Below are 25,183 nucleotides of genomic sequence, written 5' to 3'. Positions count from 1 at the left end.
GGAAGCGCGAACCACACGGGCGAACGCGGAACTCGCGCACGGGAACGCGGAACTCACGCGGCCGAGCGTGGGACTCGCGCGCCGGAGTGTGGGACTCGCGCGCCGGAGCGTGGGACTCGCGGCTGGGGGTTCAGGCGCTTTCCGCCTGCTCCCCCGGCTTGGTGAACAGCCGGGTCGCCGAGATGCGGGCCGTGCCGTCCGGGTCGGCCAGGTCGTCCAGGTGGTTGCGGATCGTGGCGTCGACCGACAGGTACTTGCGGCCCGCGCGCAGGTCCGCGTCGTTGCGCAGGCGCACGATCAGCGGGAACTCCGACAGCGCGCCGGCGTCGAACAGGCCCGTCGTGTAGATCAGCTGCACCCCGAGCGCCTCCGCGACGACCCGCTGCAGCTCCAGCAGGTACCCGGCCGACGCGCGGCCGATCGGGTTGTCCAGGAACAGCACCCCGGAATGCCGGTTGCGCACCATGCCGCGGTTGTTCGCCCGCAGCGCCGCCAGCGTGCAGTACAGGATGATCGCCGCCGTGAGCTGCTGCCCGCCGGAGAACACGTCCCGGATCTCCGACACCCGCTGGCGTTCCGTGCGCAGCACCGAATCCGGCTTGAGGATGTCCACCCGGAACCCCTTGGGCACCGCCGCCCGCACGCCGCGCAGCACCAGCGACATCCCGTCCCGCTTCACGTCGCGGCCGTCGCTGGTCCGGCCGAGCGCCGCCTCGTCGACGACCTGCCCGAGCGCCTCGGACAGCTGCGGCTCCTCCGGATCGCCGAATCGGATCCGCAGGAACTCCTGCCCGGACCAGCCGCCGAGCCCCTCCGGCAGCCGCGACAGCCGCTGCGCCGACCGCAGCATCCGCAGCGCGCCCTCGACCATGCCCTGCAGCCGCGCCACGATCCCGGACCGGTGCCGGTCGATCTGCGCCAGGTCGTCGGTCAGCGTGCGCAGCCGCGGCTTCAGCGCGGCCGACCACTCCCGCGCGTGCGACGGCAGGCTGTCCCGGCGCACCGACACGATCTGCTGCCGCACCGGGCTGGCCAGCTTCTCGAACCGCTTGTCGGTGGCGTACTGGGCCAGCGCGTCCGCGGCCGCCCGCACCCGCTTCTCCGCGGCATCCACCGCCGCCTCGGCGTCGGTCAGCGCCGTGTTCAGCTTGCGGTAGCGGGCCTGCGCGGCCTCCACGTCGCCGTCGAACACGCTCTCCGGCTCGCCCTCGGGGGCCAGGTGCGCCATCGACTCGGCGAGCATCCGGAACCCGGCCGCCGACGCGGTGGCCGCCTCCAGCGTGCGCTCGGCCTCCGCGCGCCGCGCCTGCGCCTCCTCCAGGGCGCGGGCCGCCGCCGATGCCTCCTCGCCGGCTTCGTCGATCAGTTCCCGGCCGTGCTCGACGTCGCGCGGCCGGACCTCCAGCGACGCGTTCTGCTTCGGCAGCTGGTCCAGCTCGGCCTTGCAGGTCGCGACCAGCCCGATCGCCTCGCTGTGCTCGGCCTCCAGCGCGGACACGGTCCGCCCGGCCCGCGCCAGGGCGGCGGCGCGGGTCGCGGCGTCGGAGCCGTCCGGGGTTTCCAGCAGGCGCGCCGCCTGTTCCCGCACCGCCGGCTCCAGCGCCTCCAGCGCCGCCCGCGCCGCCGACTCCGCGTTCTCCGCCTGGTCCAGCTCGGCCCGCAGGTCGCTGCCCACCTCGACGCGGGCGTAGGCGTCGCTGGCCGCGGCGAACGCGCGGCGCAGCGCGTCGACCGGTTCGGTCGGCACCGGGTCGTCCTCGGACACCGATCCCCCGCCCGGCACCTCGGTCCGCTCGGCGCGCGCGTGGGTGACCGTGCGGCGGTGGCCGTCGGCGGTGCGCTGCTCCTCGGCGGCCTCCTCACGCAGCCGCGCCGCGCGCGAAGCCGCCTGCTCCGCCTCGGCCTCGGCGCGGGTGACGATCTCCTGCGCCCGCTCGACGGTCTCGGTCCACTGTGGAATGAGGGCGACCCGCTCGGCCAGCTCGGCCAGCTTGCGGGCGCGGTCCTCGCTGCCGCGTGCTTCGGCGCGCAGGGCCGGGATCGCGTCCCGCAGCCGGGCCCGGCGCGCGGCCAGGTCCGTCACCGCGCGCTCCTGCGCGGCCACGGCGGCTTCGGCCTCGGTCTGCTCGGTGGCCGCGGCCTCGGCCTCCTCGGCGAGGGTGGCCAGCGCGCCCGCCGGGTAGTCCTCGCGCCAGGTGGTGAGCTTCCACTCCAGCGCCGCGTCGTCGCCGATCGCGCCGGCCAGCGCTTCGAGCTGCTTCTGGCGGCGGGCGTGCCGCGCGGCGATGGCCTGCCGCTCGGTGTCGGCCGCCTCCTCGTCGTACATCGCGGGGTTGGGCGGGACCAGGAAGTCCACGCCGGGCGCCGCACCTGACGCCCGCACGGCCTGGGTGGTGCCGACCGGCAGCACCACGCTCGGCAGCAGCTTGGCGTCGGCGAGCACCTGGCGGGCGCGGTCCAGCTGGGCCGGGTCGTTGATCAGCACCCCGCCGAGCAGGTGCGGCAGGTCCCGCAGCACCCGTTCCCGGCCTGCGGCGTCCATCGTGGACAGATACCGCCAGCCCGACCACGCGGTGATCCCCGCGGCCTCCAGCACGTCCAACGCGGACTGGACCTCGGGCGGCGCGGGCAGCAGGCCACCGGATCCGAGCGCGGCCAGCGCCCGTTCGTCGGCCGATTCCTCCATGCGCAGCGCGGTCTGCTCGCGCTCGGCGGCGGCGCGGGCTTCACGCAGCCGGGTCAGCAGGGCGGGGGTGTCGGTCTCCAGCTGGACGTTGTCGCCGCCGAGCAGCTCCAGCAGCCGCGGGTGCGCGGCGAGGCTGTCCGCGCGCCGGTGCGCCTTGGCCAGCTCCTCCGCCGCGTGCGCCGCCCGGGACTGCGCGGTCGCGGCCCGCTGCTGCGCGGCGTGCAGGGCGGCCTGGGCCTGGGCGTGGTCCTCGGCGACACCCTCCAGCTCGCTCTCCCGCGCGGCCAGCTCCGTGATCGCGTTCTCGCCGCGGGTGCGGGCTTCCTGGGCCGCGGCGGCGACCTGGGTGCCGTCGGTGAGCAGCCCGTCGCGGACGGCCTGCTGCACCTGTGCGCGCACCTCCTCGATGCGGCGGGTCAGCTGCCCCAGCTCGGCGCGGTGGCCGGCGGCGGTCGCGGTCGCCTCGTCGCGCTGGTTCTGCGCGGCCGCGGCGGCGCGGCGGGCGATCTCGGCGCGGGCTTCCGCGGCCTGCGCCTGCTCCTCGGCTTCCCGCGCCAGCGCCAGCAGCCCCCGGGCGAGCGCGGTGGCCGCGGCGTTCTTGGCCTCCAGGGCCGGTTTCGCGCTCTGCTCGCGGTCGCCGACGAGCTTGCGGATGCCGGTCGCCTTGCGCGCGGCGTTGACGTGGGCCAGCACCGTGCCGGTCTCGCGCCACGCGGCCGCGGCCTCGCGCGCCTTCGCCAGCTCCTCGTCGATCCGCGCCTTCTCCGCGGTCGCGTCGGCCAGCCGCATCTCCGCGACCACGCGGCGCAGCTCGGTGACGACGGCGTTGCGGCGCCGGTGGTCGCCTTCGGCCAGCTTCTCCGCGTCCCGCGTTTCGTCCACATAGGACTTCAGCCCGTCGAGGCGCTCGGCCTCCAGCTCGTGCCGGGCGATGACGGATCCGGCCAGCGCGCGGGCCTCCTCGCGCGCGACCGCGGCGAGCTTGCGGGACGCGGCGGCGAGGGACTCCTCCTCGGTGAGCGGCGTCAGCAGGTCCAGCGCCCCGGCCACGAAGTCGCGTTCGGACATCAGCTCGCCGCGCTGCCCGAGGTTGTGCGCGTAGGTCTGCACGACCTCGGCCAGGTCCTTCGGGTCGTCCTCGGGGATCACCGCGCGCAGCAGGAACTCCACGAACGCCTCGTCGGAGGTGAAGGCGAACGCGTCGGCCGCCTCACCCTCGCCGGCGTTCATCGCGCGCTGGTAGCGGAACAGCTCGGTGTCCAGGCCGAGGGTGTCCAGCCGCTCGGTCCACTCGTGGTGGCGGCGGGTGGTGAACAGCTCCAGCTCGGGCTCGGCCTTGTGCGCGCGCTCCAGCTGCTCGGCGAACCCGGACATGGTCAGCAGGCGGGCGTCCTCGGTGAACGGCAGCGACTCCAGCCCCAGCGCGGCGGTGGGCCGGAAGCAGTACCACGAGTCGACCAGGTTCGCCGGGTCGTTGGACACGACGTGCCCGCGCCACTCCGACACCTTGCCGGTGATCACCCGCTGCCCGGTCTCGGTGTGCTGCCACTCCAGGACGACGTGCGCGACGTCCTTGGCCATCACGAACTTCTCCAGCACGCGCGTGCTGGTCGTGCCCACCACCTGGCGGCGGCCGGGCAGCATGACCGAGAAGATCAGCTTGATCAGCACGGACTTGCCGCCGCCGTTCTCCAGGAACAGCACGCTCGCCGGGGACGGCCGCCGCGGCAGGCTCCCGTCGGCGGAGTGGATCCCGGCGGTGAACAACGCGTCCTGCGCCGGGGCCTTGACCAGCGGGCCGACGCCGCTGAAGTCCAGCAGCACGTTCTGGTAGCGCGCGCCCGCCGGTCCGACGGAGTGCAGGCGCACCCGCGCAAGCTCGTACACCGATCTCCCCCTACAGAGTGTCCGAAATGGACGGGCGCAGCGTGCCCCCGCCGTCGGAGACCGCGACCACGCCGAGGGCCAGCAGCTCCTCGAACGCGCTGTCCGCGGCCAGTTCCCGCACCTGCACCTGGTACCGCGGCGTGGTCCGGTAGGTGCCGCCCTGCTCGCCGCTCACCTGCACCAGGAACCCCTGGTCGGCCAGGAACCGCAGGGCGCGGGACACCATGCCGCGCGTGGTGTCCGAGGCCAGCCGGCCGTCCTTGGTGGCCGCCGCCTCGGGACGGCGGGCGTAGGCGCGCCAGGCCTGTTCCAGCTCCGGCGAGTCGGACAGCGGGTCGTTGTTGGCCTCGGCCTTGGCGGCGCGCTCGTCGAGGAGCCGGCACGCCTCGCGCACCACGCCGTCGACCTGGTCGACGCTGACCCGGCCGATGTAGGTGTCGTTGGCCAGGTCGTCGGGGCGCGGGTAGCCGAGCGCGGCGGTGGCGAGGTGGACGAGACCGTGCAGCACCTTCTCGGTGTCGCGGCGCTCGCGGATCTTGCTCTGCCGCGCGTAGCTGTCCATCTTGACCTCGAACACCGACTCGTCGGTGGCGGCCAGGACCGCGCCGGCCTGGTGGCTCACGTCGAGCACCATCAGGCCCAGCCCCGCGGCGACCGAGTTGGTCAGCTGCTTGAACGCGCTGTCCTCGCCGTAGCGGCGGACCAGGTCGGCGTAGACGACGTCGCGCGAGGGCAGGTGCTTGGGCCGCATGCCGAACGAGATCAGCCGTGCCGCCGACTCCGCATCCCCGGTCGTGACCGGACGCGTCATGCCGCCCCCTCAACGGACGCGGCAAGCCGCGGCAATGCCTTGACAGGCATGGCGCTGAATGATTCGGACCTGCGAGCAGTCCTCATGCCGCCCCCTCTTCGTCGTCCCGTTCCAGGCGTGCCGTGCTCAGCAGCAGGTCGGCGCCACCGAACTCGGTGTCCTCCAGCAGCGTGCCGTCGTCGACGGCGAGCAGCGCGCGATCGTCCCCCTGCCGGACGGCGGCGCCCACCTCGGGACTGTAGGAGTGCAGCGCCCGCAGCGCCACCAGGCGCGGCAGCTGCGGGTCGAGCTCGCGGGCCTCGGCCAGCAGGCCGGACAGCCGCCGCGGCACCTCCGGCAGGTCCAGCAGCTCGTCGGCCCGCCGCCACTGCTCGTCACTGTAGTGGTCGAGGCTCTCCGGCGGGACGAGCTCCGGCTCGGGCACCTCGCCGACCACCTTGTCGCGCTCGGGCGCGGGCCGCAGCAGCAGCGAGACCAGCGACGGCAGCGCGGGCACGGTCGGCACGACCAGCCCGGCCGCGGCGTGGAAGTACGACTCCAGCGGCGACACGGCGTCGGCGATCGGCAGTTCCAGCGCGGGCATCAGGATCTGGCCGAACAGGTCGACGGTGGCGCGCTGCGGCGGGCCGGAGAACTGCTGCCGGTCCTGTTCGGCGCGGAAGACCGCCCCGGCGGCCTGCAGCCGGGCCTGCAGCTGCGTGTGCCGGCTGATGCAGTCGCTGACGATGTCGACCAGCTCGGCGGCGCGGCGCTTGTGGTCGACGTCCTCGGCCTCGTCGCGGGCGGCGGTGATGTTGCGCAGGATCGCGTTCTCCGCGCGGAAGCGGGCCTCGATGTGGGTCAGCGCGGAGTCCAGCAGCTCGGGCATCTCGCGGTCCCAGTCCACCGCGCGCACGTCGCGGCGGGTCGCGTCCAGCTTGGCGCGCAGCGTCTCGCCGTACTGGACGGTGCGGTAGCGGGCCTGCTCGGCGGCGAGCTTGGCGCCGGCGAGGCGGCCGCGGCTGATCAGGTTCTCCAGCTTGACCTCGGCCGCGATCTGGGCGGACTCGACGTCGGTGTCCAGCGCGCCGACCAGCACGTTGATCGCCTCGTCGCTGGCCCGCAGGTACACCTCGCCGTCCGGGGCGGCCAGCTCGACGAGCAGCTTGAAGTCGAACGCGCGGCGCCGGTAGGTGCCGTGCGCGTCGAGGCTGCCGTAGACGCGGCGGAAGCCGCGGTCGGTGGTGCCGACGTTGATCAGGTTGTCCAGCACCCACCGGGCGACGCGCAGGTGCTCCTCGGCCGGGCGGCGCGGGGCCTGCGCGGCGATGAACGGCTGCAGGCGCCGGACGACGTCGTCGTGGTTGGCGCCGGTGTCGAAGTCCATCGCGATGGTGACCAGGTCGATCGTGTGCAGCGCGATCTCGGCCATCTGGTAGACGGTCGCGTCGGCCCAGTCCAGTTTCGCCTTGCGCGCGTCCAGGTCGTGCAGGGGCGCGGTGCAGGCGAGCGCCTTGAGCCGCCGGGCCAGGCCCTCGTCCACCAGCCCCCCGCTGATCAGGTCCGAGTCACGCACAGCGGGCCAGACTACCGGTCCGTTCGTTCCCGCTCGACTTCACGCTCGTAGGTGCGCAGCGTGTCGATGACCAGGCGCCGCTGCTCGGGGGTGAGTGGCTCCAGGGCGGTGCGCCAGGCGCGGGCGCCGGCGGCGAGCCAGCCCTCGACCTCGGCGCGGTAGGTCCCGGCGATGCTGACGATCGTGCGGCGGCGGTCGTTGTCGTCCTCGGCGCGGTCGAGGACGCCGCGGCGGCTGAGATCGCCGACCATCAGGCTCACCGTGGTGGGCGCGACCTCGAGCCGCGCGGCCAGCTCGGTGACCGTCATCGGCCCGTCGAACAGCAGGTAGGACAGCAGCGACAGGTGCCGCGGAGCGAGGTTGAAATCGCGCAGCCGCTCCGGCACCGGCAGCTTCTTGGCGCGGCCGACCAGGCGCGGCAGGAGCAGCAGCATGGTGCGGACGGCCTCGTCGGCGGTCGGTGCGTCGCTCGCCATGCGGGTCATGATCCCACGTCGCTAGGGTCGCCCCATGCACGCATTGAGCAGGGACGAGTGGCTGGAGTTCGCCTCCGTCGGCACGCGCACCGGGAAGCTGGGCATCACGCGCGCCGACGGCAGCCCCCACGTGACGCCGGTCTGGTTCGTCGTCAACACCGACGACGGCGCCGACGAGCTGATCTTCAACACCGGCGCGGAGTCGGTGAAGGGGCGGGCGCTGCGGCGGGACCCGCGGTTGTCGCTGTGCGTGGACGACCAGGAGCCGCCGTTCGCGTTCGTCCAGTTCACCGCCGAGGCGACGGTGCACGAGGACCTGGACGAGATGCTGCACTGGTCGACCCGCATCGGCGCGCGCTACATGGGCGAGGACCGGGCGGACGAGTTCGGCAAGCGCAACGCCGTGCCGGGTGAACTGCTGGTCCGGGCACGCATCACGAAGGTGGTCGCGTTCGGCGGTCTCGCCGACTGATTCCCGCCAGCCCGCGGCCGGCCGGGCGCGCAGACTGGGCGGGGTGATCTCGGACGTCGCGGGCTTCGACTGGCCCGCCCTCACGGCAGAACTGAACGACACCGGCTGCGCCCTCACGCCGCCGATCCTGAGCGCGCGCGAGTGCCGGGAGCTGTCGGCGCTGTACGACGACGCGGGCCGGTTCCGGTCCACGATCGACATGGCGCGCTTCCGGTTCGGGTCCGGGCAGTATCGCTACTTCGGCTACCCGCTGCCCGAGCCGGTCGCCCGCCTCCAGGCGGCGTTCTACCCGCACCTGCTGCCGATCGCCCGCGACTGGGCGGCCAAGCTGGGCTGGGACGCGCCGTGGCCGGACGACCTGGAAACCTGGCTCGACCGGTGCCACCGCGCGGGCCAGATCCGGCCGACGCCGATCCTGCTGCGCTACCGGGCCGGCGACTGGAACGCGCTGCACCGCGACCTGTACGGGGAGCTGGTGTTCCCGCTGCAGGTCGTGATCGGGCTCGACGTGCCCGGCGCCGACCACACCGGCGGCGAGTTCCTGCTGGTCGAGCAGCGGCCCCGGGCCCAGTCCCGCGGCACGGTGACCCAGCTGCCGCAGGGTCACGCGCTGATCTTCACCACCCGGGACCGCCCGGTGCGCTCGTCCCGCGGCTGGTCGGCGGCGCCGGTGCGGCACGGCGTGAGCACCGTCCGCACCGGCATCCGCCACACACTGGGCCTGGTGTTCCACGACGCCACCTGAGCGCAGAGTTCGCGCACCCGAACGCAGAACTCGCGCACCCGAGCGCGGAACTCGCGCGCCTGAACGTGGGACTCGCCGGCGCCGCGCGAGTCCTGCGCTCCTGGGCGCGAGTTCTACGTTCGTGAGCGCGAGTTCTACGTTCGTGTCAGGCGATCTCCCGCAGCCCCGAGCCGTCGGCGGCGCGCAGGGTGGCCAGCGGCGGGCGCTGCTCGCACGCCAGGTCGGTGACCACCAGCTCGCGGTCGACGCCGTGCCCGGACTCGCCGCGGCGGAACTGCGCGAGCAGCGTCGCCGGGGGCTCGGCCGACACCAGGCGCCCGTAGCGCTCCAGGCGGTCGAACACGGTGAGCATGATCTGGCCGGACATGCGGCCCAGCGCCTGGGTGTTCTGGTGCCGGTGGGTGCGCTTGCCGAGATCGACCTGCGCGAGCGCGTCCAGGCCGTGGGCCTCCAGGATGTCGATCAGGTGCCCGACCTCGACCCCGTAGTTCGCCACGAACGGCACCCGCTCCAGCACCTCGCGCCGCCCGGCGTACTCGCCGGCCAGTGGCTGCACGAACCCGGCCAGCTCGGGCCAGTACAGGTTCAGCAGCGGGCGCGCCACCAGCTCGGTGACCCGGCCGCCGCCGTCGGCGTCGGTGCTCACCGGCCCGACCAGCGGCCGGTGGTAGAAGCCCTTGACGTAGGCGATCGAGTCGTCGGTGAGCAGCGGGCCGAGCAGGCCGGTCACGTAGTCGCTGGTGAAGTCGTACAGGTCGCCGTCGACGAACACGACGATGTCGCCGCGGGAGGCGGCCAGCCCCTTCCACAGCGCCTCCCCCTTGCCCTGCAGCCCGGGCAGGGCAGGCAGGACCGAGTCCTGCGCCACGACGGTCGCCCCCGCTTCCACGGCCACCCGCGCGGTCGCGTCCCGCGAGCGCGAGTCGACGACCATCACCTCGTCGACCAGCTGGTGGCGCTCGACCAGGTCACGGCGGATCGTGCGCACGATGTCACCGACCGTGGCCTCCTCGTCCCTGGCCGGGATCACCACGCTGACGGTCGTGTCCCCCTTGGCGGCGATCAGGCCGGCTACCGGCCAGTCGCCCGCCTGGCTGCTGCGCCGGGGCAGCCAGGAGCCGACGTCGGCGGACACCTGCGGCGCCGCCACCTTCCTCGCCCTGAAGCCACGCATGCGCATCCCCTTCCCCGAACCGGACATCGGCCAGACCGATGCTTCGGCAGACGGGTTTCGCCAGCCGCTCCGGGATGAAACCGGCAGGTTACGAGTTCGTACCCGGCAGCGGGCGGTCGTAACACGCCTTGCACATCCGGTGCGTTCCGGACGTCAGCGGATGAGGGGGCAGGTCCGGCCCTGCGCCGCTTCCGCGCCGTCCGGCCGCGCCTTGGTGGTGACGTATTCGTCCGCCGGCATCACGCCGGGGGGCCCGGCCAGCCGCACGACCACCCCGTAGGCGCTGGCGCCCGCCTGCGCGTGCACCGCGATCACCGTGCAGACGATCTGGTCCTTCGCCGTCTCGGGCAGGACGTCCAGGGGCACGGTGAGGTGCACGGTCACGACGCCCTGGTCCAGCGTCCCCACGGACGCGCCGACCGCGCCGGGGGGCAGCATGGACGCGTAGTTCACGGCGTATTCGTCCGGGGTCGGGCCGGCCAGGAGCAGGGCGACCGCGTCGGCGACCGTGCCGAGGTGGCCGGTCGCGCGGACGACGGGTTGCAGCTCGCCGGCCTGCAGGAAGTACAGGATCGGCCCGGGCGCCGCGCCGACCGGCGGGTCGCCCGCCGACACCGGATTTGTCGGGCGCACCCCGCACCCGGCGAGCACCAGCACCAGCAGCAGCCCGATCCACCTCATCGCCGCACCTCCGCCCGCGGCAGCCGGAGCACGAACCGGGCACCGCCGCCCGGGTGGTTGCCGGCCTCGATCGTGCCGCCGTGCAGGCCGGCGTTCTTCTCCGCGATGGACAACCCGAGACCACTCCCCTCCGACCGCGACCGCGCGGTGTCGGCCTTGTAGAACCGGGCGAACACGTGTGGCAGCACGTCGTCGGCCAGTCCCGGCCCGTGGTCGGTGACCTCGACGACGGCCTCCCCGCCGGCCGCGGACAGGCGCACCCGCACCGGCGGGGCGCCGTGCCGCAACGCGTTGCCGACCAGGTTCGCCACGATCACGTCGAAGCGGCGCGCGTCCACCGCGGCGACGATCCCGGGCGGCAGCTCGGCCTCGACGCGGTCGCTCCACTGCCGGGTGCGCAGGGTCGCGGCGATCAGCTCGCCGAGGTCGGCCTCGCGCCGGTCCATGCGGGCGCGGCCGTTGTCGAAGCGGGAGATCTCGATGAGGTCGTCGACGAGCCGGGTCAGCTTGCGGGTCTCCTCGCTCACCAGGCGGGTGGCGGTGGCCGCGTCGCCCTGCAGCCGCGCGGCCTCCTCGTCGAGCACCTCGGTCACGGCGGTCATCGCGGCGAGCGGGGTGCGCAGCTCGTGCGACACGTCGGCGACGAACCGGCGCGCGTCGGCCTCCATGCGGCGCAGCTCCCCCACCGACTTCTCCAGGCTCGCGGCGGATTCGTTGAACGTGCGCGCGAGCTCGGCCAGCTCGTCAGCGCCCCGCTCGGGCAGCCGGGTGGCAAGCCGGCCGTGGGCCAGCTGGCGCGCGCCGTCGCGCAGGCGCCGCACCGGCCGCAGCACCGCGCCTGCGGCGAGCCAGGCGAGGAGCACCGCCAGCGGCACCGCGACGGCCGCGGTGCGCCAGCCGTTGAGCGCGAACTCGCTGATCTGCTGCTGCTCGGCGGTCAGCGAGAACCACCCGTACACCTCCAGCCCGGACGGGACGCGGCGGAAGCTGGTGTCGACGGTCATGACGGGCATGCCGACCAGCAGCTGGGGGGTGCCGTAGGAGTCGACCCGCTGGAACACCACCTGCTTTTCCGCGTCGATCCGGGCGATCAGCTCGGGCGGCACCCCGGCCATCGAACCGCCGACGGTGGAGGTCAGTGTGCCGTAGCGGGCGACGGCGGCGGACGGGACGGCGCGCAGGAGCTGGTTGAGCGTCTCCACGTCGGGCGGCATCCGCAGGGTGGGGGCGATGGCGTCCACGTCGTCGCGCAGCTTGGTGATCAGCGAGTCCTGCGTCGCGGCGAGCACGGTGCGCCGCGCGGCGACGTAGTTGACCCCGGTCGCGCCGACGATCGCCGCCACCGCGACCAGGCTGATGATGAGCACCAGCCGCGCGCGGATCCCCCGCAGCCGCGCGAGAACGCGTCTGATCACAGTGGACCGAACCGGTAGCCGAAGCCGCGCACGGTCCGCACGTACACCGGCGCCGCGGGCTGGTCCTCCAGCTTCGCGCGCAACCGCTGCACGCACGCGTCCACCAGCCGCGAGTCGCCGAGGTAGTCGTGGTCCCACACCAGTTCCAGCAGCTGCTGGCGGCTGAGCACGCGGCCGGGCACGCGGGACAGCTCGAGCAGCAGCCGCAGCTCGGTGGGTGTCAGCCGGACCGGTTCGCCGTGCTTGGTGACCTCGCAGGCGGCGCGGTCGATCACCAGCGCGCCGTGTCGTTCGCGGTCCTGGCCCGCCGCGCCGCCGCGGCGCAGGACGGCCTTGATGCGGGCGTCCAGGACGCGGGGCTGGACGGGTTTGACCACGTAGTCGTCGGCGCCGGCTTCGAGCCCGCCGACGACGTCGATGTCGTCGCCGCGGGCGGTGAGCATGATGATCGGGATGGGGCCGGTGGCGCGGATGCGGCGGCACACCTCGAACCCGTCGATGCCGGGCAGCATCAGGTCGAGCAGCACGAGGTCGGGCCTGCGCGCGGCGAGCAGGCGCAGGCCGCCTTCGCCGTCCGCGGCCGGTTCCACGTCGTGGCCGTGCCGGCGCAGGCCCAGGCACAGTCCTTCCCGGACCGCCGGGTCGTCCTCGATCAGCAGCACAGTCGGCACGCGGCCGATTATGGCGGTGTTTCACCAACTGCCGCGACTCTGTTGCAAAACCATGACATGACGACGACGGGACGCGGACATCGGCGGCGGAAGGTGATCACCATGTCCGTGCAGACCAGGCCACTGCGCCGTGGCCCGATCGTCGTCCTCGTCACCGCGGTCGTCGTGATCGCCCTGGCACTGGGCCTCGCGCTCGCGCTCCGCGGCAGCAGCTCCGGCACCTCCGGACCGGCCGAGGACTCGGCGACGAGCGTGCTCGTCTACGACCGCGAGAAGGACCGCATCCTGCGCGGCGCGGGACTCGACACGCGGTACCGGTCGGCGTCGCTGGTGAAGCTGCTGATCGCGATCGACCTCGTGCAGCGCGGCCACGTGACACCGCAGCGGCCGAGCCCGCGCGTGGCGAAAATGCTGTCCTCCAGCGACGACGCGATCGCCAGCCAGCTGTGGGAGTCCGGGGGCGGACCGGAGATCGTCCGCCGCACGGCCGGTTCACTCGGTTTGACGGCCACCGAGCCACCCTCGGACCCGGGCCGCTGGGGCGACACGCTCCTGACGGCCGAGGACGTGCTGACGATCTACCGGGCGGTGCTGGCCCTGCCTGCGGGTGAGCGGCGCTTGATCCTCGACCCGCTGCGGGACACGCCCCCGGTGGCGGCCGACGGGGTCGACCAGTACTTCGGAATCCCGGACGCGTTGCCGGGCCGCCCGTGGGCGATCAAGCAGGGATGGGCGGCGGGCCGCGGCGGGGTCGACGCGCACACCAGCGGGCTGGTGGGTGCCGGGGACCGGTACGTCGTGGTGGTGCTGAGCCACCGCCCCAGCGGCACGGCGATGGAGACGGCGATGCGAGAGGTCACCCAGGCGACGGCCGCGGTGGAAGGACTGCTGGGGTAACTAACAGGCACGAGTCTTTTCAAAGCCCCACGGAAACCGGCGGCCGGCAACGCAAGTGGACCGACCAAGCTCCACACCCAATGTGACCGTTAGGCGCCGTAGGCGCCTCCGCCCGCGGGGCGGGCTCTCCGCCTGCCCAACGTCACCTCTAAAGATCAAGAGATGTCCTCGCCGGACGGGCAGGCTCCGGGATGACGGGGGACCGTTGTCATCTCACCTTGACGAGGTGGTCGCTGTGTGGTCATCCCGTCGCCTTCCGGTTTGTGCATATCACCTTGAGCCAGGGCCGCAAGGTTGGCATGTCAACTCACGCTGGCAGCGGAGGTTGCGGCCCTGGCTCAAGGTGATCGTCACGTGTCAGGCGACGGGATGACCACCCAGCTCGTTGGGTTCGCCGTCCCGGCGTCCTTAGACGCTCTCCTCGAGCATTTCCGGCGTGACGGCGCTTTCGGTGTCCGGGATGTTCAGTTCCTTCGCCCGCTTGTCGGCCATCGCCAGCAATCTCCGGATCCGGCCGGCCACCGCGTCCTTCGTCATCGGGGGGTCGGCCAGCTGGCCCAGCTCCTCCAGGGATGCCTGACGATTCTCCAGCCGCAACCGTCCGGCGGCGAGCAGGTGTTCGGGTGCGGTGTCGGCCAGGATGTCCAGCGCTCGTTCCACCCGGGCGGCCGCCGCGACCGCCGCCCGGGCGCTCCGGCGCAGGTTGGCGTCGTCGAAGTTGGCCAGGCGGTTCGCCGTCGCGCGGACCTCGCGGCGCATCCGGCGCTCCTCCCACTGCAGGACGCTCGCGTGGGCGCCCAGCCGGGTCAGCAGCGCACCGATGGCGTCCCCGTCCCGGACCACCACCCGGTCGGCTCCCCGCACCTCACGCGACTTCGCCTGGATGCCCATCCGCCGCGCCGCCCCCACCAGCGCCAGCGCCGCCTCCGGGCCGGGGCACGTGACCTCCAGCGACGACGACCGGCCCGGCTCGGTCAGCGAACCGTGCGCCAGGAACGCGCCCCGCCACGCGGCCTCGGCGTCGGCGATCCCGCCGGACACCACCGCCGCCGGCAGGCCCCGCACCGGGCGGCCCCGCTGGTCGATCAACCCCGTCTGCCGGGCCAGGCTCTCCCCGTCCTGAACCACCCGGACGATGTACCTCGTCGTCTTCCGCAGCCCGCCCGCGGACAACACGTGCACGTCCGAATGGTGGCCGTACAGCTCGTGGATCTCCTTGCGCAGGCGCCGCGCGACCGAACCCGTGTCCAGCTCGGCCTCCACCACCACCCGTCCCCCCACGATGTGCAGGCCACCGGCGAAGCGCAGCATCGACGCGACTTCGGACCGGCGCGGCCCGATCTTCGTGATCTGCAGCCTGCTGAGCTCGTCCTTCACGGCGGCGGTCATCGCCATGGCCCCTCCCTACCCTTTCCGGCCCTCGGTCCCGCTGAGACCGAGAGCTTCCCGCACACAGCTCGCCAGCGCATCCGGATCGTGCACACCCTCGCGACCAGGGTCCGCCACATCCGCCAGAAGCGCCGTGGCCCCCAGTCCCGCCGCCGCGTCCCGCAGGCGGGCCGGTGCCGGCACCGAGTCCCGGTCGGCGATCACCGCGTCCACCCGCAGCCCGGGCGCGTGCTGGAAGAGTACGTCCAGGTGCCGTTCGGGTGAGAACCCCGCCGTCTCACCCGGCTGAGGGACGAGGTTCAGGACCACGATCTTCGTCGCCGCCGTGCGCATCAGCGCGTCGTGCAGCGCGGGCACCATCAGGTGCGGGATGACGCTGGTGAACCACGAACCCGGCCCCAGGAACACCGCCTCGGCGTCCAGCACGGCCTGCACCGCCTCGTCGCACGCCGCCGGCACCCCGCCCGGCCGCCGCGGCGTGCGCAGCGTGATCCGCTCGACCCGCCCCGGGGTGCTCGCCACCGCGACCTGGCCACGGATGCGGCGCAACGACCCGTCGTCGTCGAGGCCGGACACTTCCGCCTCGATCTCCAGCGGCTCCGGCGACATCGGCAGCACCCGCCCGGACACGCCCAGCAGCCGGCGCGCCTCGTCCAGCGCGGCCACCGGATCGCCCAGCACCTCGAACAACCCGGCCAGCACCAGGTTGCCCACCGCGTGCCCGGTGAGCGCGCCGCTGCCGCCGAACCGGTGCTGGAACACCTCCGCCCACAACGACTCGCCCTTCTCGGCGACCGCCAGCGCGGACAACGCCTGCCGCAGGTCCCCCGGCGGCAGCAGGCCCAGCTCCCGCCGCAACCGCCCGGACGAGCCGCCGTCGTCGGCGACCGTGACCACCGCGGTCACGTCCGGGGTCAGCCGCCGCAGGGCGGTCAGCGTCGCGTGCAGCCCGTGGCCGCCGCCCAGCGCGACGGCTCGCAACGGCCCGGTCACTCGCGTCCCAGGTCCCGGTGGATGACCTTCACCGCCATACCGTCCTCATTGGACAGCAGCCGGGACAGCTCCTCGGAGATCGCGACACTCCGGTGCTTCCCGCCGGTGCAGCCCACCGCCAGTGTCAGGTACCGCTTGCCCTCCCGCCGGTAGCCGGCGCCGATCAGGCGCAGCAGCTGGTGGTAGCGGTCCAGGAACTCCTCGGCGCCCTCCTGCGACAGCACGTAGTTGCGCACCTCGGCGTCCAGGCCGGTGTGGTCGCGCAGCTCGGGGATCCAGAACGGGTTGGGCAGGAACCGCACGTCCATCACCAGATCCGCGTCCATCGGCAGGCCGTACTTGTAGCCGAACGACAGCACGGTGACCCGCGTCTGCGTGGCCGATTCGGAGCCGAACGCGTCCTCGATCTTCGCGCGCAGGTCGTGCACCGACAGCGCGGAGGTCTCCAGCACCAGGTCGGCCTCCTCGCGCAGCGGCGCGAGCATCTGGCGCTCGGCGGTGATGCCGTCGATCAGCCGGCCGTCCCCCTGCAGCGGGTGGCCGCGGCGCACCTGCTCGAACCGCCGCACCAGCACCGCGTCGGTGGCCTCCAGGAACAGCACCCGCGGCTTGTAGCCCCGCGCGTCGAGGTCCTTGATGATCGACGACAGGTCGTCGGTGAACGCGCGCGAGCGCACGTCCATCACCACGGCCACCTTCGTGATCGCGCCGCGGGCCTGCGCCCCCAGCTCGACCATCGTCGCGATCAGCTCGGGCGGCAGGTTGTCCACCACGAACCAGCCCAGATCCTCCAGGCACTTCGCGGCGGTGCTGCGGCCGGCGCCGGACAGCCCGGTCACCACCGCCACCTCCATGCCGGTGCCGCGATCCTCGGCCATCGTCTCTCCCGTCACTTCCGCTCCGACTCCCCACCTGAGGCCAACGCGGCGAAGATCGCTTCGGCGGTGCGCTTCCCCACGCCCGGCACCTGCGCGATCTCGTCCACCCCTGCTTCCTTCAGCCGCTTCACCGACCCGAAGTGCTTGATCAACGCGGCCCGCCGCGCCTGCCCCAGCCCCGGCACACCGTCCAAAGCGGACACCTGCACGCGCTTGGCGCGCTTCTGCCGGTGGTAGGCGATGGCGAACCGGTGCGCCTCGTCCCGCACCCGCTGCAACAGGTACAGCGCCTCGGAGGTGCGCGGCAGGATCACCGGGTCCGGGTCACCGGGCAGCCACACCTCCTCCAGCCGCTTCGCCAGGCCCACCACGGCGATGTCGGTGATGCCCATCTCCGCCAGCACGTCCGCCGCCGCCGTCGCCTGCGGGCCCGCGCCGTCGACCACGAGCAGGTTCGGCGGGTAGGCGAACTTGCGCGGCCGTCCGGTCTCCGGGTCGATCCCCGGCTTCTCGCCGGCCAGGCCCTCCTGCGTTTCGGTCTGGTAGCGAGCGAACCGCCGCCGCACCACCTCGGCAATGGAGGCGACATCCCCCTCGGTGGCGGCCTCCCGCAACGCGAACCGGCGGTACTCCGACTTGCGCGCCACACCGTCCTCGAACACCACGAGCGAGGCGACCACGTCGGTGCCCTGCGTGTGGCTGATGTCGACGCACTCGATGCGCAGCGGCGCGCTGTCCAGGCCCAGGTGCTCCTGCAGCTCCGCCAGCGCGGCCGAACGGGCCGTGAGGTCGCCGGCGCGGCGCAGCTTGTGCTGCTGGAACGCCTCCTCGGCGTTGCGCTGCACGGTCTCGGCCAGCGCGCGCTTGTCGCCGCGCTGCGGCACCCGCAGCTGCACCCGGGAGCCGCGCAGCCCGGACAGCCACTCGGTCATCGCCTCGGGATCGGCGGGCAGTTCCGGCACCAGCACCTCGCGCGGCACCGGCGTGCCCAGGTCGGTGCCCTGCTCGGCCAGCTCGACCTGCTCGCCGTAGAACTGGGTGAGGAACTGCTCGACCAGGCCGGCCACGCCCATCTCGTCGGCCTTGTCGATCACCCAGCCGCGCTGGCCGCGGACCCGCCCGCCGCGCACGTGGAAGACCTGGACCGCGGCCTCCAGCTCGTCGTGGGCGAACGCGACCAGGTCGGCGTCCGTGCCGTCGCCGAGCACCACGGCCTGCTTCTCCATGGCCCGACGCAGCGCGCCGATGTCGTCGCGCAGCCGGGCGGCCTTCTCGAACTCCAGGTTCTCGGCGGCCTCGGCCATGTCCCGCTCCAGCTTGCGCACCATCGCGTCGGTCTTGCCGGAGAGGAAGTCGCAGAAGTCCTCGACGATCCGCCGGTGCTCGTCGGCGCTGACCTTGCCCACGCACGGCGCGGAGCACTTGTCGATGTAGCCGAGCAGGCACGGGCGGCCGATCTGGCCGTGGCGGCGGAACACGCCGGTGGAGCACGTGCGGGCTGGGAACACGCGCAGCAGCAGGTCGAGCGTCTCGCGGATCGCCCAGGCGTGGGCGTACGGGCCGAAGTACCGCACGCCCTTCTTGCGCGGGCCGCGGTAGACGTGCAGCCGCGGGAACTCCTCGTGCAGCGTCACCGCCAGCACCGGGTAGGACTTGTCGTCGCGGTAGCGGACGTTGAACCGCGGGTCGAACTCCTTGATCCAGTTGTACTCCAGCTGGAGCGCCTCGACCTCGGTGGTGACGACGGTCCATTCGACGCCGGCCGCGGTGGTCACCATCTGCCGGGTGCGCGGGTGCAGCCCGGACAGGTCGGCGAAGTAGGAGTTCAGCCGGCTGCGCAGGCTCTTGGCCTTGCCGACGTAGATGACCCGCTTGGTCGCGTCGCGGAACTTGTAGACGCCGGGCTCGTCCGGGATGCTCCCCGGCGAGGGACGGTAGGTGGACGGGTCAGCCACGCCCTCCAGCCTATGGCTCCCCTCCGACAGGTTTGCGCACCCCTCCCGCGCTCAGAACGGCAGGCCCGGGGTACAGAGCACCGGCGCGGGGTGCTCCGGGTCGAGCGCGTTGGCGACCAGCCCGGCCACGGCGGTGTCGAAGGCCATGCCGACGTGCCCCACCGGGTCGGCCGGGCAGGTGTCCTGGACGAAGGCGTTGCGCACACCGGGTTCGCGGACGAACGACGTCTCGTGCGGGGTGACCAGGGCGTCGAAGCGGGTGGCGAGGATCGTGTAGGCCACGCCGTCCTGGGCGATCGGGCCGTCGGTGAGGTCGGCGACCGGTTCGCCGCCGGTGATCAGGCCCGCGCACGCCGGGCAGCCGAAGGTGGCGAGGATCGGGTCGAGCGAGGGGCGCAGGCCCAGGTGGTCGGCCACGGTGACCAGCCCGCCGAAGGTGGTGCCGTGAGTGGGCGGCGCGAGCGCGACGACGCGGCGCACCTCGCCGGCGTAGCCCAGCACCTTCGGCCCGTACAGCGCGTGGAACCCGCCCTCGGAGTGGCCGACGAGATCGACCCGCTCGGCGCCGGTGGTCTCCCGCACGCGGTCGACGAACGCCTCGATCTCGCGGGCCGAGTCCTCGATCGCGATGGTGCCGCCGACCGGGATCTCCGGCACGGCCTGGCCGTAGGTGAGCGTGAAGGCGCAGTAGCCGCGCTGGGCGAGGTACGGGCCGAGGTAGGCGAAGTTGCCCGGCCCGTTGCCGCCGAGCCCGTGCAGCAGCACGACCGGTTCGGGGTGGGCGGCCGACGGGCGGCAGGACCAGTCGCCGAACCCGGAGGTGGGCGCGGCGGAGGCGGCGGGCGCCGCGGCGATCGTGAGCAGGGCGGCGGCGAGTGCGGTGAACACGGCACGCATGGCGACCTCGGCTTCGTCGGCGAGAGCGGATGCCCTCGATTAGAACACGGTGCCTTGTTGCAAACAAGAGAGCTTTTCCGTAACCGGGCGGCCGGGTACGGTCGCGGTGTGGGACGCCGGATCCGCGGCCTGGACGCCGAACAGCGCCGCGAGCAACGACGGGAGCAGCTGCTCGACGCCGCGCTGGAGCTGTTCGCGCGGCAGGGGTACGCGGGCACCTCGATCGAGCAGATCTGCCAGGCCGGGTTCGTCGGCACCAAGGCGTTCTACGAGGTGTTCACCGGCCGCGAGGACTGCTACCTGGCGCTGCTGCGGCGGATCACCGAAAGCCTGATGGCGCGGATGGTCTCGGCGCTGGAGCAAGCGCCGGACGACGAGGCGGCGGCGACCCGGCTGCTGGTCGCGGAGTTCGCGCACGGGCTGGTCGACGACCCGCGGCTGGCGAAGGTCACCTTCGGCGAGTCCGGGGCGATGTCCCGGGCGGTCGAGCAGCAGCGCCGCGCGAACCGGCGGGGCGCGGCCGCGTTCCTGGAGCAGGTGTGGCTGCGCTACGGCGTGCGGCCGCGCGGGGTGGACGCGCACCGCATGGCGGTCGGGGCGATCGGGGGCATGTTCGACCTCGTCGCGGACTGGGTGCTCGACGCCGATCCGGCCGATCCCGCGCAGGTCGAGGCGCTGATCGGTGATCTCGGCGACTTCTACCGCGTGATCGTCGCGGGGCTGCGCGGCGGAGCGGGGCCCGTGTGAAATCCTCGGCGCCATGCGCATCGCCACCTGGAACGTCAACTCCGTCACCGCGCGGCTGCCGCGTCTGCTGTCCTGGCTGGAATCGGCCGAGCCGGACGTGGTGTGCCTGCAGGAGCTGAAGTGCGCGACGGAGGCGTTCCCGGCCGAGGTGGCGCAGGCCGGCTACGAGGTGGCGGCCTACGGGACGGGCCGGTGGAACGGTGTCGCGATCCTGTCGCGCGTCGGGCTGGCGGACGTGCGGCGCGGGCTGGACGGCGAGCCGACGTTCGACGACGCGTCCGAGCCGCGCGCGATCGGCGCGACCTGCGGCGGGGTGCGGCTGTGGTCGGTGTACGTGCCCAACGGGCGCGAGCCGTCACACCCGCACTACGCGTACAAGCTGCGGTGGCTGGAGGCGCTGCGGGCGACGGTGGCGGCCGAGGCCGTGCAGGACCGCCCGTTCGCCGTGCTGGGTGACTTCAACATCGCCCCGACTGACGACGACGTCTGGGACATCACGCTGTTCGACGGCATGACGCACGTGACCGAGGCGGAGCGCGCGGCGCTGGCGGCGCTGCGCGAGGCGGGCCTGACCGACGTGATGCCGCGCGCGCTGAAGTACGACACGCCCTACACCTACTGGGACTACCGGCAGCTGGCGTTCCCGAAGAACAACGGGATGCGCATCGACCTGGTCTACGCGTCGGCGAAGTTCGCCGGCTCGGTGAGCGACGCGTACGTGGACCGGGAGGCGCGCAAGGGCAAGGGCACCTCGGACCACGCGCCGGTGGTGGTGGACCTGACGGTCTGAGCGCGGGCCGCCGGTGGGTTTCACGCACCCGAACGCAGAACTCGGTGTCCCGAGCGTGGAACTCGCCGCCGCCCGGCGAGTCCCACGCTCACGCGCGCGAGTCCCACGCTCGGGTGCGCGAGTCCCACGCTCGGGCGCGCGAGTCCCACGCTCGGGCGCGCGAGTTCTGCGCTCGCTCCGGCGGGGGCGCTCAGTCCTGGGCGGCCGGTGGTCGTGGACCTGACGCTTTCTGAACCGGGGCCGCTGGTGAAGTTCACGCTCCCGAACGAAGAACTCACCGTCCCCAACGCAGAACTCACCGTCCCGAGCGTGGAACTCGCCCACCCCGGCGAGTTCTGCGCTCAGGCGCGCGAGTTCCGCGCTCGGGCGCGCGAGTTCCGCGTTCGATCCGGTGGGGGTGCTCAGTCCTGGGCGGCCCAGGCCTCCCGGTGCAGGCGGCGCAGCGTGCGCACGGCCTCCACGGCGCGGTCCCGGTCCACGGCCTGGATCGCGAGCATCGCGTAGTACTCGTCCTCGGGCAGCTCCAGCCGGGCGAACGAGGCGCCGTCGGGGAAGCTCACCGACAGCACCTCCAGCCAGCTGAACCGGCGCCCCACGAGAACGTTCCGCACCTGCACCCCGGAGGCGTCCGCCCGCACCCGCGGCGTCGCGAACAGCATCGTCGCGCCCGCGAGCAGCAGGCCGATGAACACCATGGCGATCTGGTCGGACCGCTGGAAGATCACGCCGGTGTCGGAGCCGCGCAGCAGGATCGCCACCACCACGAACACCGCGAGCAGCACGACCGCCAGGATCGCCGACATCCACGTCGCCCGGTGCGGCCGGAACACCACGGCCTCCGACTTCTCCGCCACGGCTGCGCTCACACGAACTTCCGATCGGTCCACGGCTGCCGCAGCGACCGCAGCACGTGCGCCGCGTCCAGCGCCGCCTGCGTCGCCTCGCGGCCCTTGTCCTCCTTCGACCCGGGCAGCCCGGAGCGGTCCAGCGCCTGCTGCTCGGTGTCGCAGGTGAGCACGCCGTTGCCGACCGGCGTGCCCTCGTCCAGCGCGACCCGCGTCAGGCCCGCCGTCACCGCGTCGCACACGTACTCGAAGTGCGGGGTGCCGCCGCGGATGACCACGCCGAGCGCGACCACCGCGTCGTGCGTGCGGGCCAGCGCCTGCGCCACGACGGGCAGCTCCACGGCCCCGGCGACGCGCACCACGGTCGGCTCCTCGGACAGCTTCGCCTCCCGCGCCGCCTTCAGCGCGTTGTCCAGCAGCGCGTCGGTGATCTTCGCGTGCCACCGCGTCGCCACGATCGCCAGCCGGAGGTTCGCGCACTCGCTCAGGTCGAGCTCGACGTCCGGCCTGCCCTCACCACTCACTGCGAAGCACCGTTCCCGTTCCGTGCCTCCAGGTCCGCGCCGACCTGGTCGAACTCCTCCAGGTTGGACAGGTCGTGGCCCATCCGGTCCCGCTTCGTGCGCAGGTAACGCAGGTTCTCCGGGTTCGGCGAGATCGGCAGCGGCACCCGGCCGGTGACCTTCAGGCCGTAGCCCTCCAGGCCGATCCGCTTCGCCGGGTTGTTCGTCAGCAGCCGCATCGACCGCACACCCAGGTCGCACAGGATCTGCGCGCCCGTGCCGTAGTCGCGCGCGTCCGCGGGCACGCCGAGCGCCAGGTTCGCGTCCACCGTGTCCGCGCCCAGGTCCTGCAGCTGGTAGGCCTGCAGCTTGTGCAGCAGGCCGATGCCGCGGCCCTCGTGACCGCGGATGTAGAGCACCACGCCGCGGCCCTCGTCGGCGACGATCCGCAGCGCGGCGTCCAGCTGCGGGCCGCAGTCGCAGCGCAGCGAGCCGAACACGTCCCCGGTGAGGCACTCCGAGTGCACCCGCACCAGGATGTCCTCGCCGTCGCCGATCTCGCCGTAGACGAACGCCACGTGCTCGATGCCGTCCAGCAGGCTGTCGTAGCCGACCGCGCGGAACACGCCGGCCTCGAGCGGGATGCGTGCCTCGGCGACCCGCTCGACCTGCTTCTCGTGCCGGCGGCGGTAGGCGATCAGGTCGGCGATCGTGATGATCTGCAGGTCGTGGTCGGAGGCGAACACCTCCAGCTCGTCCCGGCGCGCCATGTCCCCCTCGTCCTTCTGGGAGACGATCTCGCACAGCACGCCGGCCGGGTGCAGCCCGGCCATGCGGGCCAGGTCGACCGAGGCCTCGGTGTGCCCGGGGCGGCGCAGCACACCACCCTCCTTGGCGCGCAGCGGGACCACGTGACCCGGGCGCCGGAAGTCACCGGCCTGCGACTTCGGGTCGGCCAGCAGCCGGATCGTGTGCGCCCGGTCGGCGGCGGAGATGCCGGTGGTGATGCCCTCGGCCGCGTCCACCGTGACCGTGTACGCGGTGCCGCGCTGGTCCTGGTTCGTGTGGTACATCGGCGGGAGGTCCAGCCGGTCGCAGTCCTGCTCGGTGAGCGCCACGCAGACGTAGCCCGAGGTGTAGCGCACCATGAAGGCGAGCAGCTCCGGCGTCGCCTTCTCGGCGGCGAAGATCAGGTCGCCCTCGTTCTCGCGGTCCTCGTCGTCGACGACGACCACCGGCCGCCCGGCGGCGATGTCCGCGATCGCCTTCTCGATGCCGGCGATGTCGACCGGCACCCCCGTCCCGCACGGTGTCCCTGCGCTGCTCACGCGTCCTCCTTCGAGCCTGCCCCGGCTCCAGTGTGCTCCGTGCGGCCGGGCAGATGGGGCGTCGCGAGCTTCTCCACGTACTTGGCGAGCACGTCGACCTCGAGGTTCACCAGATCACCCGGCTCGGCACGGCCGAGGGTGGTCAGTTCCAGTGTCGTCGGAATCAGCGCCACGGAGAACTCGTCGTTCGTCACACTCGTCACGGTGAGCGAGATGCCGTCGACCGCGATCGAGCCCTTCTCCACGATGTAGCGGGACAGGCCCGCGGGCAGCGCGAACCGGGTGAGCCCGGCCGCGTCGCGGGACAGGAACACCCCGGTGCCGTCGACGTGGCCCTGCATGATGTGCCCGCCGAGCCGGTCCCCCACCGCGGTCGCCCGCTCCAGGTTCACCCGGTCCCCGACGGCGATCTTGGCCAGCCGGGACCGCTGCAGCGTCTCGTGCACCACGTCGACGGTGAACTCGGAGCCGAACACGTCCACGACGGTCAGGCACACCCCGCTGACGGCGATCGAGTCGCCGTGCTTGGCGTCGGAGGTCACCACGGGGCCGCGCACGGTGAGCCGCGCGGCGTTGGGAACCTGCTCGACGGCGGTGATCTCGCCGAGCTCCTCCACGATGCCGGTGAACACTGGCGCGCGCCTCCTTGTCGGTGTCAGTGTGCCGCGCCGACGCGGGCGGCACGTTCGCGCAGGGCCGCGACGGCCTTGCCGGGGTCTTCCGCGCCGTAGACGGCCGAGCCGGCGACGAAACAGTCCACGCCGGCCTCGGCGGCCTGCTCGATCGTGTCGGCGTTGATGCCGCCGTCGATCTCCACGACGAGCTTGAGGTGGCCGGTGTCGACCAGGCGGCGCGCGGTGCGGACCTTCTCCAGCACGTCCGGGATGAACGACTGTCCGCCGAAGCCCGGCTCGACCGACATCACCAGCAGCGTGTCGTAGTGCTTGAGGGTCTCGACGTGGTCCTCCAGCGGCGTGCCCGGCTTGATGGACAGGCCGGCCCTGGCGCCCGCGGCGCGCAGGTTCTTCGCCAGCATCACCGGGTCGGCGGCCGCCTCCACGTGCACGGTGACGTTGTAGGCCCCGGCCTCGGCGTAGCCGATGGCCCAGCGGTCCGGGTCCTCGATCATCAGGTGGCAGTCCAGCGGGATGTCCGTGGTCTTCAGCAGCGACTGGACGACCGGCAGGCCCAGCGTCAGGTTGGGCACGAAGTGGTTGTCCATGACGTCCACGTGGACCCAGTCGGCGCGCGCGGCGCCGTCCCCGGCGATGGCGTGGATCTCCTCGCCCAGACGGGCGAAGTCGGCGGACAGGATGCTGGGCGCGATGAGAGGTCGGTGGGCCACGGTTACGGAGTGTAGATCGTGGGTCCGGGCAGCCGTGGCCCCA

Annotated in this window: 23 protein-coding genes; 5 read left to right on the top strand and 18 right to left on the bottom strand. The window is 73.1% G+C overall.

Features of this window, described 5'->3' with window-relative positions; translation table 11 throughout:
- Window positions 1-130: 130 nt before the first annotated feature.
- The 4 genes from D0D15_RS10145 to D0D15_RS10130 all read right to left on the bottom strand — a co-directional run bounded on the left by D0D15_RS10145 (window position 131) and on the right by D0D15_RS10130 (window position 7,415).
- Window positions 131-4,573, bottom strand: a complete 4,443-nt coding sequence (locus tag D0D15_RS10145) for a hypothetical protein (protein ID WP_115944385.1) — start codon at window positions 4,571-4,573, stop codon at window positions 131-133.
- A 10-nt stretch (window positions 4,574-4,583) separates the two neighbouring features.
- A complete protein-coding gene (locus D0D15_RS10140) occupies window positions 4,584-5,384 on the bottom strand; it encodes a hypothetical protein (protein ID WP_094008088.1) in 801 nt (266 codons plus the stop codon).
- A gap of 82 nt (window positions 5,385-5,466) precedes the next feature.
- Window positions 5,467-6,939 carry a hypothetical protein gene (locus D0D15_RS10135; RefSeq protein ID WP_094008089.1) on the bottom strand — a complete coding sequence of 491 codons (1,473 nt, stop codon included), beginning with the start codon at window positions 6,937-6,939 and terminating at the stop codon, window positions 5,467-5,469.
- A gap of 11 nt (window positions 6,940-6,950) precedes the next feature.
- On the bottom strand, window positions 6,951-7,415 hold the full coding sequence (locus D0D15_RS10130) for a MarR family winged helix-turn-helix transcriptional regulator (RefSeq protein WP_094008130.1): 465 nt from the start codon (window positions 7,413-7,415) through the stop codon (window positions 6,951-6,953).
- Between the two features lie 34 nt (window positions 7,416-7,449).
- Between D0D15_RS10130 and D0D15_RS10125 the strand changes: the two genes are divergently transcribed.
- Both D0D15_RS10125 and D0D15_RS10120 read left to right on the top strand, forming a co-directional pair.
- Window positions 7,450-7,887 (top strand): PPOX class F420-dependent oxidoreductase, encoded by a 438-nt coding sequence (locus tag D0D15_RS10125; protein ID WP_094008090.1) that lies wholly within the window; start codon window positions 7,450-7,452, stop codon window positions 7,885-7,887.
- A gap of 43 nt (window positions 7,888-7,930) precedes the next feature.
- Window positions 7,931-8,632 carry a 2OG-Fe(II) oxygenase gene (locus tag D0D15_RS10120; RefSeq protein WP_115944384.1) on the top strand — a complete coding sequence of 234 codons (702 nt, stop codon included), beginning with the start codon at window positions 7,931-7,933 and terminating at the stop codon, window positions 8,630-8,632.
- Window positions 8,633-8,777: 145 nt separating this feature from the next.
- Here D0D15_RS10120 and D0D15_RS10115 read toward each other — a convergent pair whose 3' ends face one another.
- The 4 genes from D0D15_RS10115 to D0D15_RS10100 form a co-directional block, all read right to left on the bottom strand.
- On the bottom strand, window positions 8,778-9,806 hold the full coding sequence (locus D0D15_RS10115) for a glucosyl-3-phosphoglycerate synthase (RefSeq protein WP_094008131.1): 1,029 nt from the start codon (window positions 9,804-9,806) through the stop codon (window positions 8,778-8,780).
- Window positions 9,807-9,959: 153 nt separating this feature from the next.
- Window positions 9,960-10,487: a GerMN domain-containing protein gene (locus D0D15_RS10110; RefSeq protein ID WP_094008092.1), complete on the bottom strand. Its 528-nt coding sequence runs from the start codon at window positions 10,485-10,487 to the stop codon at window positions 9,960-9,962.
- Entirely contained in the window at window positions 10,484-11,902 is a 1,419-nt protein-coding gene (locus D0D15_RS10105) for a sensor histidine kinase (protein ID WP_094008093.1), read from the bottom strand. The genes D0D15_RS10110 and D0D15_RS10105 overlap by 4 nt, the downstream gene beginning before the upstream one ends.
- Window positions 11,899-12,573, bottom strand: coding sequence for a response regulator transcription factor (locus D0D15_RS10100; RefSeq protein WP_094008094.1), 675 nt, complete (start codon window positions 12,571-12,573; stop codon window positions 11,899-11,901). The genes D0D15_RS10105 and D0D15_RS10100 overlap by 4 nt, the downstream gene beginning before the upstream one ends.
- A 102-nt stretch (window positions 12,574-12,675) precedes the next feature.
- Between D0D15_RS10100 and D0D15_RS10095 the strand changes: the two genes are divergently transcribed.
- Window positions 12,676-13,470, top strand: coding sequence for a serine hydrolase (locus tag D0D15_RS10095; RefSeq protein WP_094008095.1), 795 nt, complete (start codon window positions 12,676-12,678; stop codon window positions 13,468-13,470).
- 408 nt (window positions 13,471-13,878) lie between these two features.
- Here D0D15_RS10095 and whiA read toward each other — a convergent pair whose 3' ends face one another.
- Genes whiA through D0D15_RS10070 form a run of 5 tightly spaced genes read right to left on the bottom strand, consistent with a single transcriptional unit; the run spans window position 13,879 to window position 19,582 of the window.
- Entirely contained in the window at window positions 13,879-14,865 is a 987-nt protein-coding gene (gene whiA, locus D0D15_RS10090; RefSeq protein WP_094008096.1) for a DNA-binding protein WhiA, read from the bottom strand.
- A 9-nt stretch (window positions 14,866-14,874) separates the two neighbouring features.
- Entirely contained in the window at window positions 14,875-15,840 is a 966-nt protein-coding gene (locus tag D0D15_RS10085; protein WP_094008132.1) for a gluconeogenesis factor YvcK family protein, read from the bottom strand.
- 8 nt (window positions 15,841-15,848) lie between these two features.
- The gene (gene rapZ, locus D0D15_RS10080; RefSeq protein ID WP_094008133.1) at window positions 15,849-16,706 is read right to left on the bottom strand and encodes an RNase adapter RapZ; all 858 of its coding nucleotides are present in this window, start codon (window positions 16,704-16,706) and stop codon (window positions 15,849-15,851) included.
- Window positions 16,707-16,741: 35 nt separating this feature from the next.
- Window positions 16,742-18,685 carry an excinuclease ABC subunit UvrC gene (uvrC, locus tag D0D15_RS10075; protein WP_094008097.1) on the bottom strand — a complete coding sequence of 648 codons (1,944 nt, stop codon included), beginning with the start codon at window positions 18,683-18,685 and terminating at the stop codon, window positions 16,742-16,744.
- 51 nt (window positions 18,686-18,736) lie between these two features.
- Window positions 18,737-19,582, bottom strand: a complete 846-nt coding sequence (locus D0D15_RS10070) for an esterase/lipase family protein (RefSeq protein WP_094008098.1) — start codon at window positions 19,580-19,582, stop codon at window positions 18,737-18,739.
- Between the two features lie 108 nt (window positions 19,583-19,690).
- Here D0D15_RS10070 and D0D15_RS10065 point away from each other — a divergent pair, with 108 nt between their 5' ends.
- On the top strand, window positions 19,691-20,329 hold the full coding sequence (locus D0D15_RS10065) for a TetR/AcrR family transcriptional regulator (protein WP_094008099.1): 639 nt from the start codon (window positions 19,691-19,693) through the stop codon (window positions 20,327-20,329).
- A 13-nt stretch (window positions 20,330-20,342) separates the two neighbouring features.
- On the top strand, window positions 20,343-21,119 hold the full coding sequence (locus D0D15_RS10060; protein WP_094008100.1) for an exodeoxyribonuclease III: 777 nt from the start codon (window positions 20,343-20,345) through the stop codon (window positions 21,117-21,119).
- Window positions 21,120-21,520: 401 nt separating this feature from the next.
- Here the strand turns inward: D0D15_RS10060 and D0D15_RS10055 are convergent, their stop codons facing one another.
- From D0D15_RS10055 to rpe, 5 genes are read right to left on the bottom strand one after another with little or no spacing between them, the layout of a single operon-like run.
- Window positions 21,521-21,985, bottom strand: coding sequence for a PH domain-containing protein (locus tag D0D15_RS10055; RefSeq protein ID WP_094008101.1), 465 nt, complete (start codon window positions 21,983-21,985; stop codon window positions 21,521-21,523).
- The gene (ribH, locus tag D0D15_RS10050; protein ID WP_094008102.1) at window positions 21,982-22,488 is read right to left on the bottom strand and encodes a 6,7-dimethyl-8-ribityllumazine synthase; all 507 of its coding nucleotides are present in this window, start codon (window positions 22,486-22,488) and stop codon (window positions 21,982-21,984) included. Before ribH ends, D0D15_RS10055 begins: the two co-directional genes overlap by 4 nt.
- Window positions 22,485-23,762 (bottom strand): bifunctional 3,4-dihydroxy-2-butanone-4-phosphate synthase/GTP cyclohydrolase II, encoded by a 1,278-nt coding sequence (locus D0D15_RS10045; RefSeq protein ID WP_094008103.1) that lies wholly within the window; start codon window positions 23,760-23,762, stop codon window positions 22,485-22,487. Before D0D15_RS10045 ends, ribH begins: the two co-directional genes overlap by 4 nt.
- Window positions 23,763-23,791: 29 nt before the next feature.
- Entirely contained in the window at window positions 23,792-24,427 is a 636-nt protein-coding gene (locus tag D0D15_RS10040) for a riboflavin synthase (RefSeq protein ID WP_094008104.1), read from the bottom strand.
- 23 nt (window positions 24,428-24,450) lie between these two features.
- Window positions 24,451-25,140, bottom strand: a complete 690-nt coding sequence (rpe, locus tag D0D15_RS10035) for a ribulose-phosphate 3-epimerase (protein ID WP_094008105.1) — start codon at window positions 25,138-25,140, stop codon at window positions 24,451-24,453.
- Window positions 25,141-25,183: the final 43 nt, after the last annotated feature.

The sequence above is a fragment of the Amycolatopsis thermalba genome, assembly GCF_003385215.1.
GTDB classification, from domain to species: domain Bacteria; phylum Actinomycetota; class Actinomycetes; order Mycobacteriales; family Pseudonocardiaceae; genus Amycolatopsis_E; species Amycolatopsis_E thermalba.
Note: the sequence above shows the minus strand (reverse complement) of the source record. Positions and strands in the feature narration are given on the sequence as shown.

Bases quoted from the DNA above. Each gene is read 5' to 3' on its own strand.
- D0D15_RS10060 (WP_094008100.1), top strand. From the start codon at position 20,343: ATGCGCATCGCCACCTGGAACGTCAACTCCGTCACCGCGCGGCTGCCG.
- D0D15_RS10130 (WP_094008130.1), bottom strand. From the start codon at position 7,415: ATGGCGAGCGACGCACCGACCGCCGACGAGGCCGTCCGCACCATGCTG.
- D0D15_RS10125 (WP_094008090.1), top strand. From the start codon at position 7,450: ATGCACGCATTGAGCAGGGACGAGTGGCTGGAGTTCGCCTCCGTCGGC.
- D0D15_RS10115 (WP_094008131.1), bottom strand. From the start codon at position 9,806: ATGCGTGGCTTCAGGGCGAGGAAGGTGGCGGCGCCGCAGGTGTCCGCC.
- whiA (WP_094008096.1), bottom strand. From the start codon at position 14,865: ATGGCGATGACCGCCGCCGTGAAGGACGAGCTCAGCAGGCTGCAGATC.
- D0D15_RS10110 (WP_094008092.1), bottom strand. From the start codon at position 10,487: ATGAGGTGGATCGGGCTGCTGCTGGTGCTGGTGCTCGCCGGGTGCGGG.
- D0D15_RS10095 (WP_094008095.1), top strand. From the start codon at position 12,676: ATGTCCGTGCAGACCAGGCCACTGCGCCGTGGCCCGATCGTCGTCCTC.
- D0D15_RS10070 (WP_094008098.1), bottom strand. From the start codon at position 19,582: ATGCGTGCCGTGTTCACCGCACTCGCCGCCGCCCTGCTCACGATCGCC.
- rapZ (WP_094008133.1), bottom strand. From the start codon at position 16,706: ATGGAGGTGGCGGTGGTGACCGGGCTGTCCGGCGCCGGCCGCAGCACC.
- D0D15_RS10140 (WP_094008088.1), bottom strand. From the start codon at position 5,384: ATGACGCGTCCGGTCACGACCGGGGATGCGGAGTCGGCGGCACGGCTG.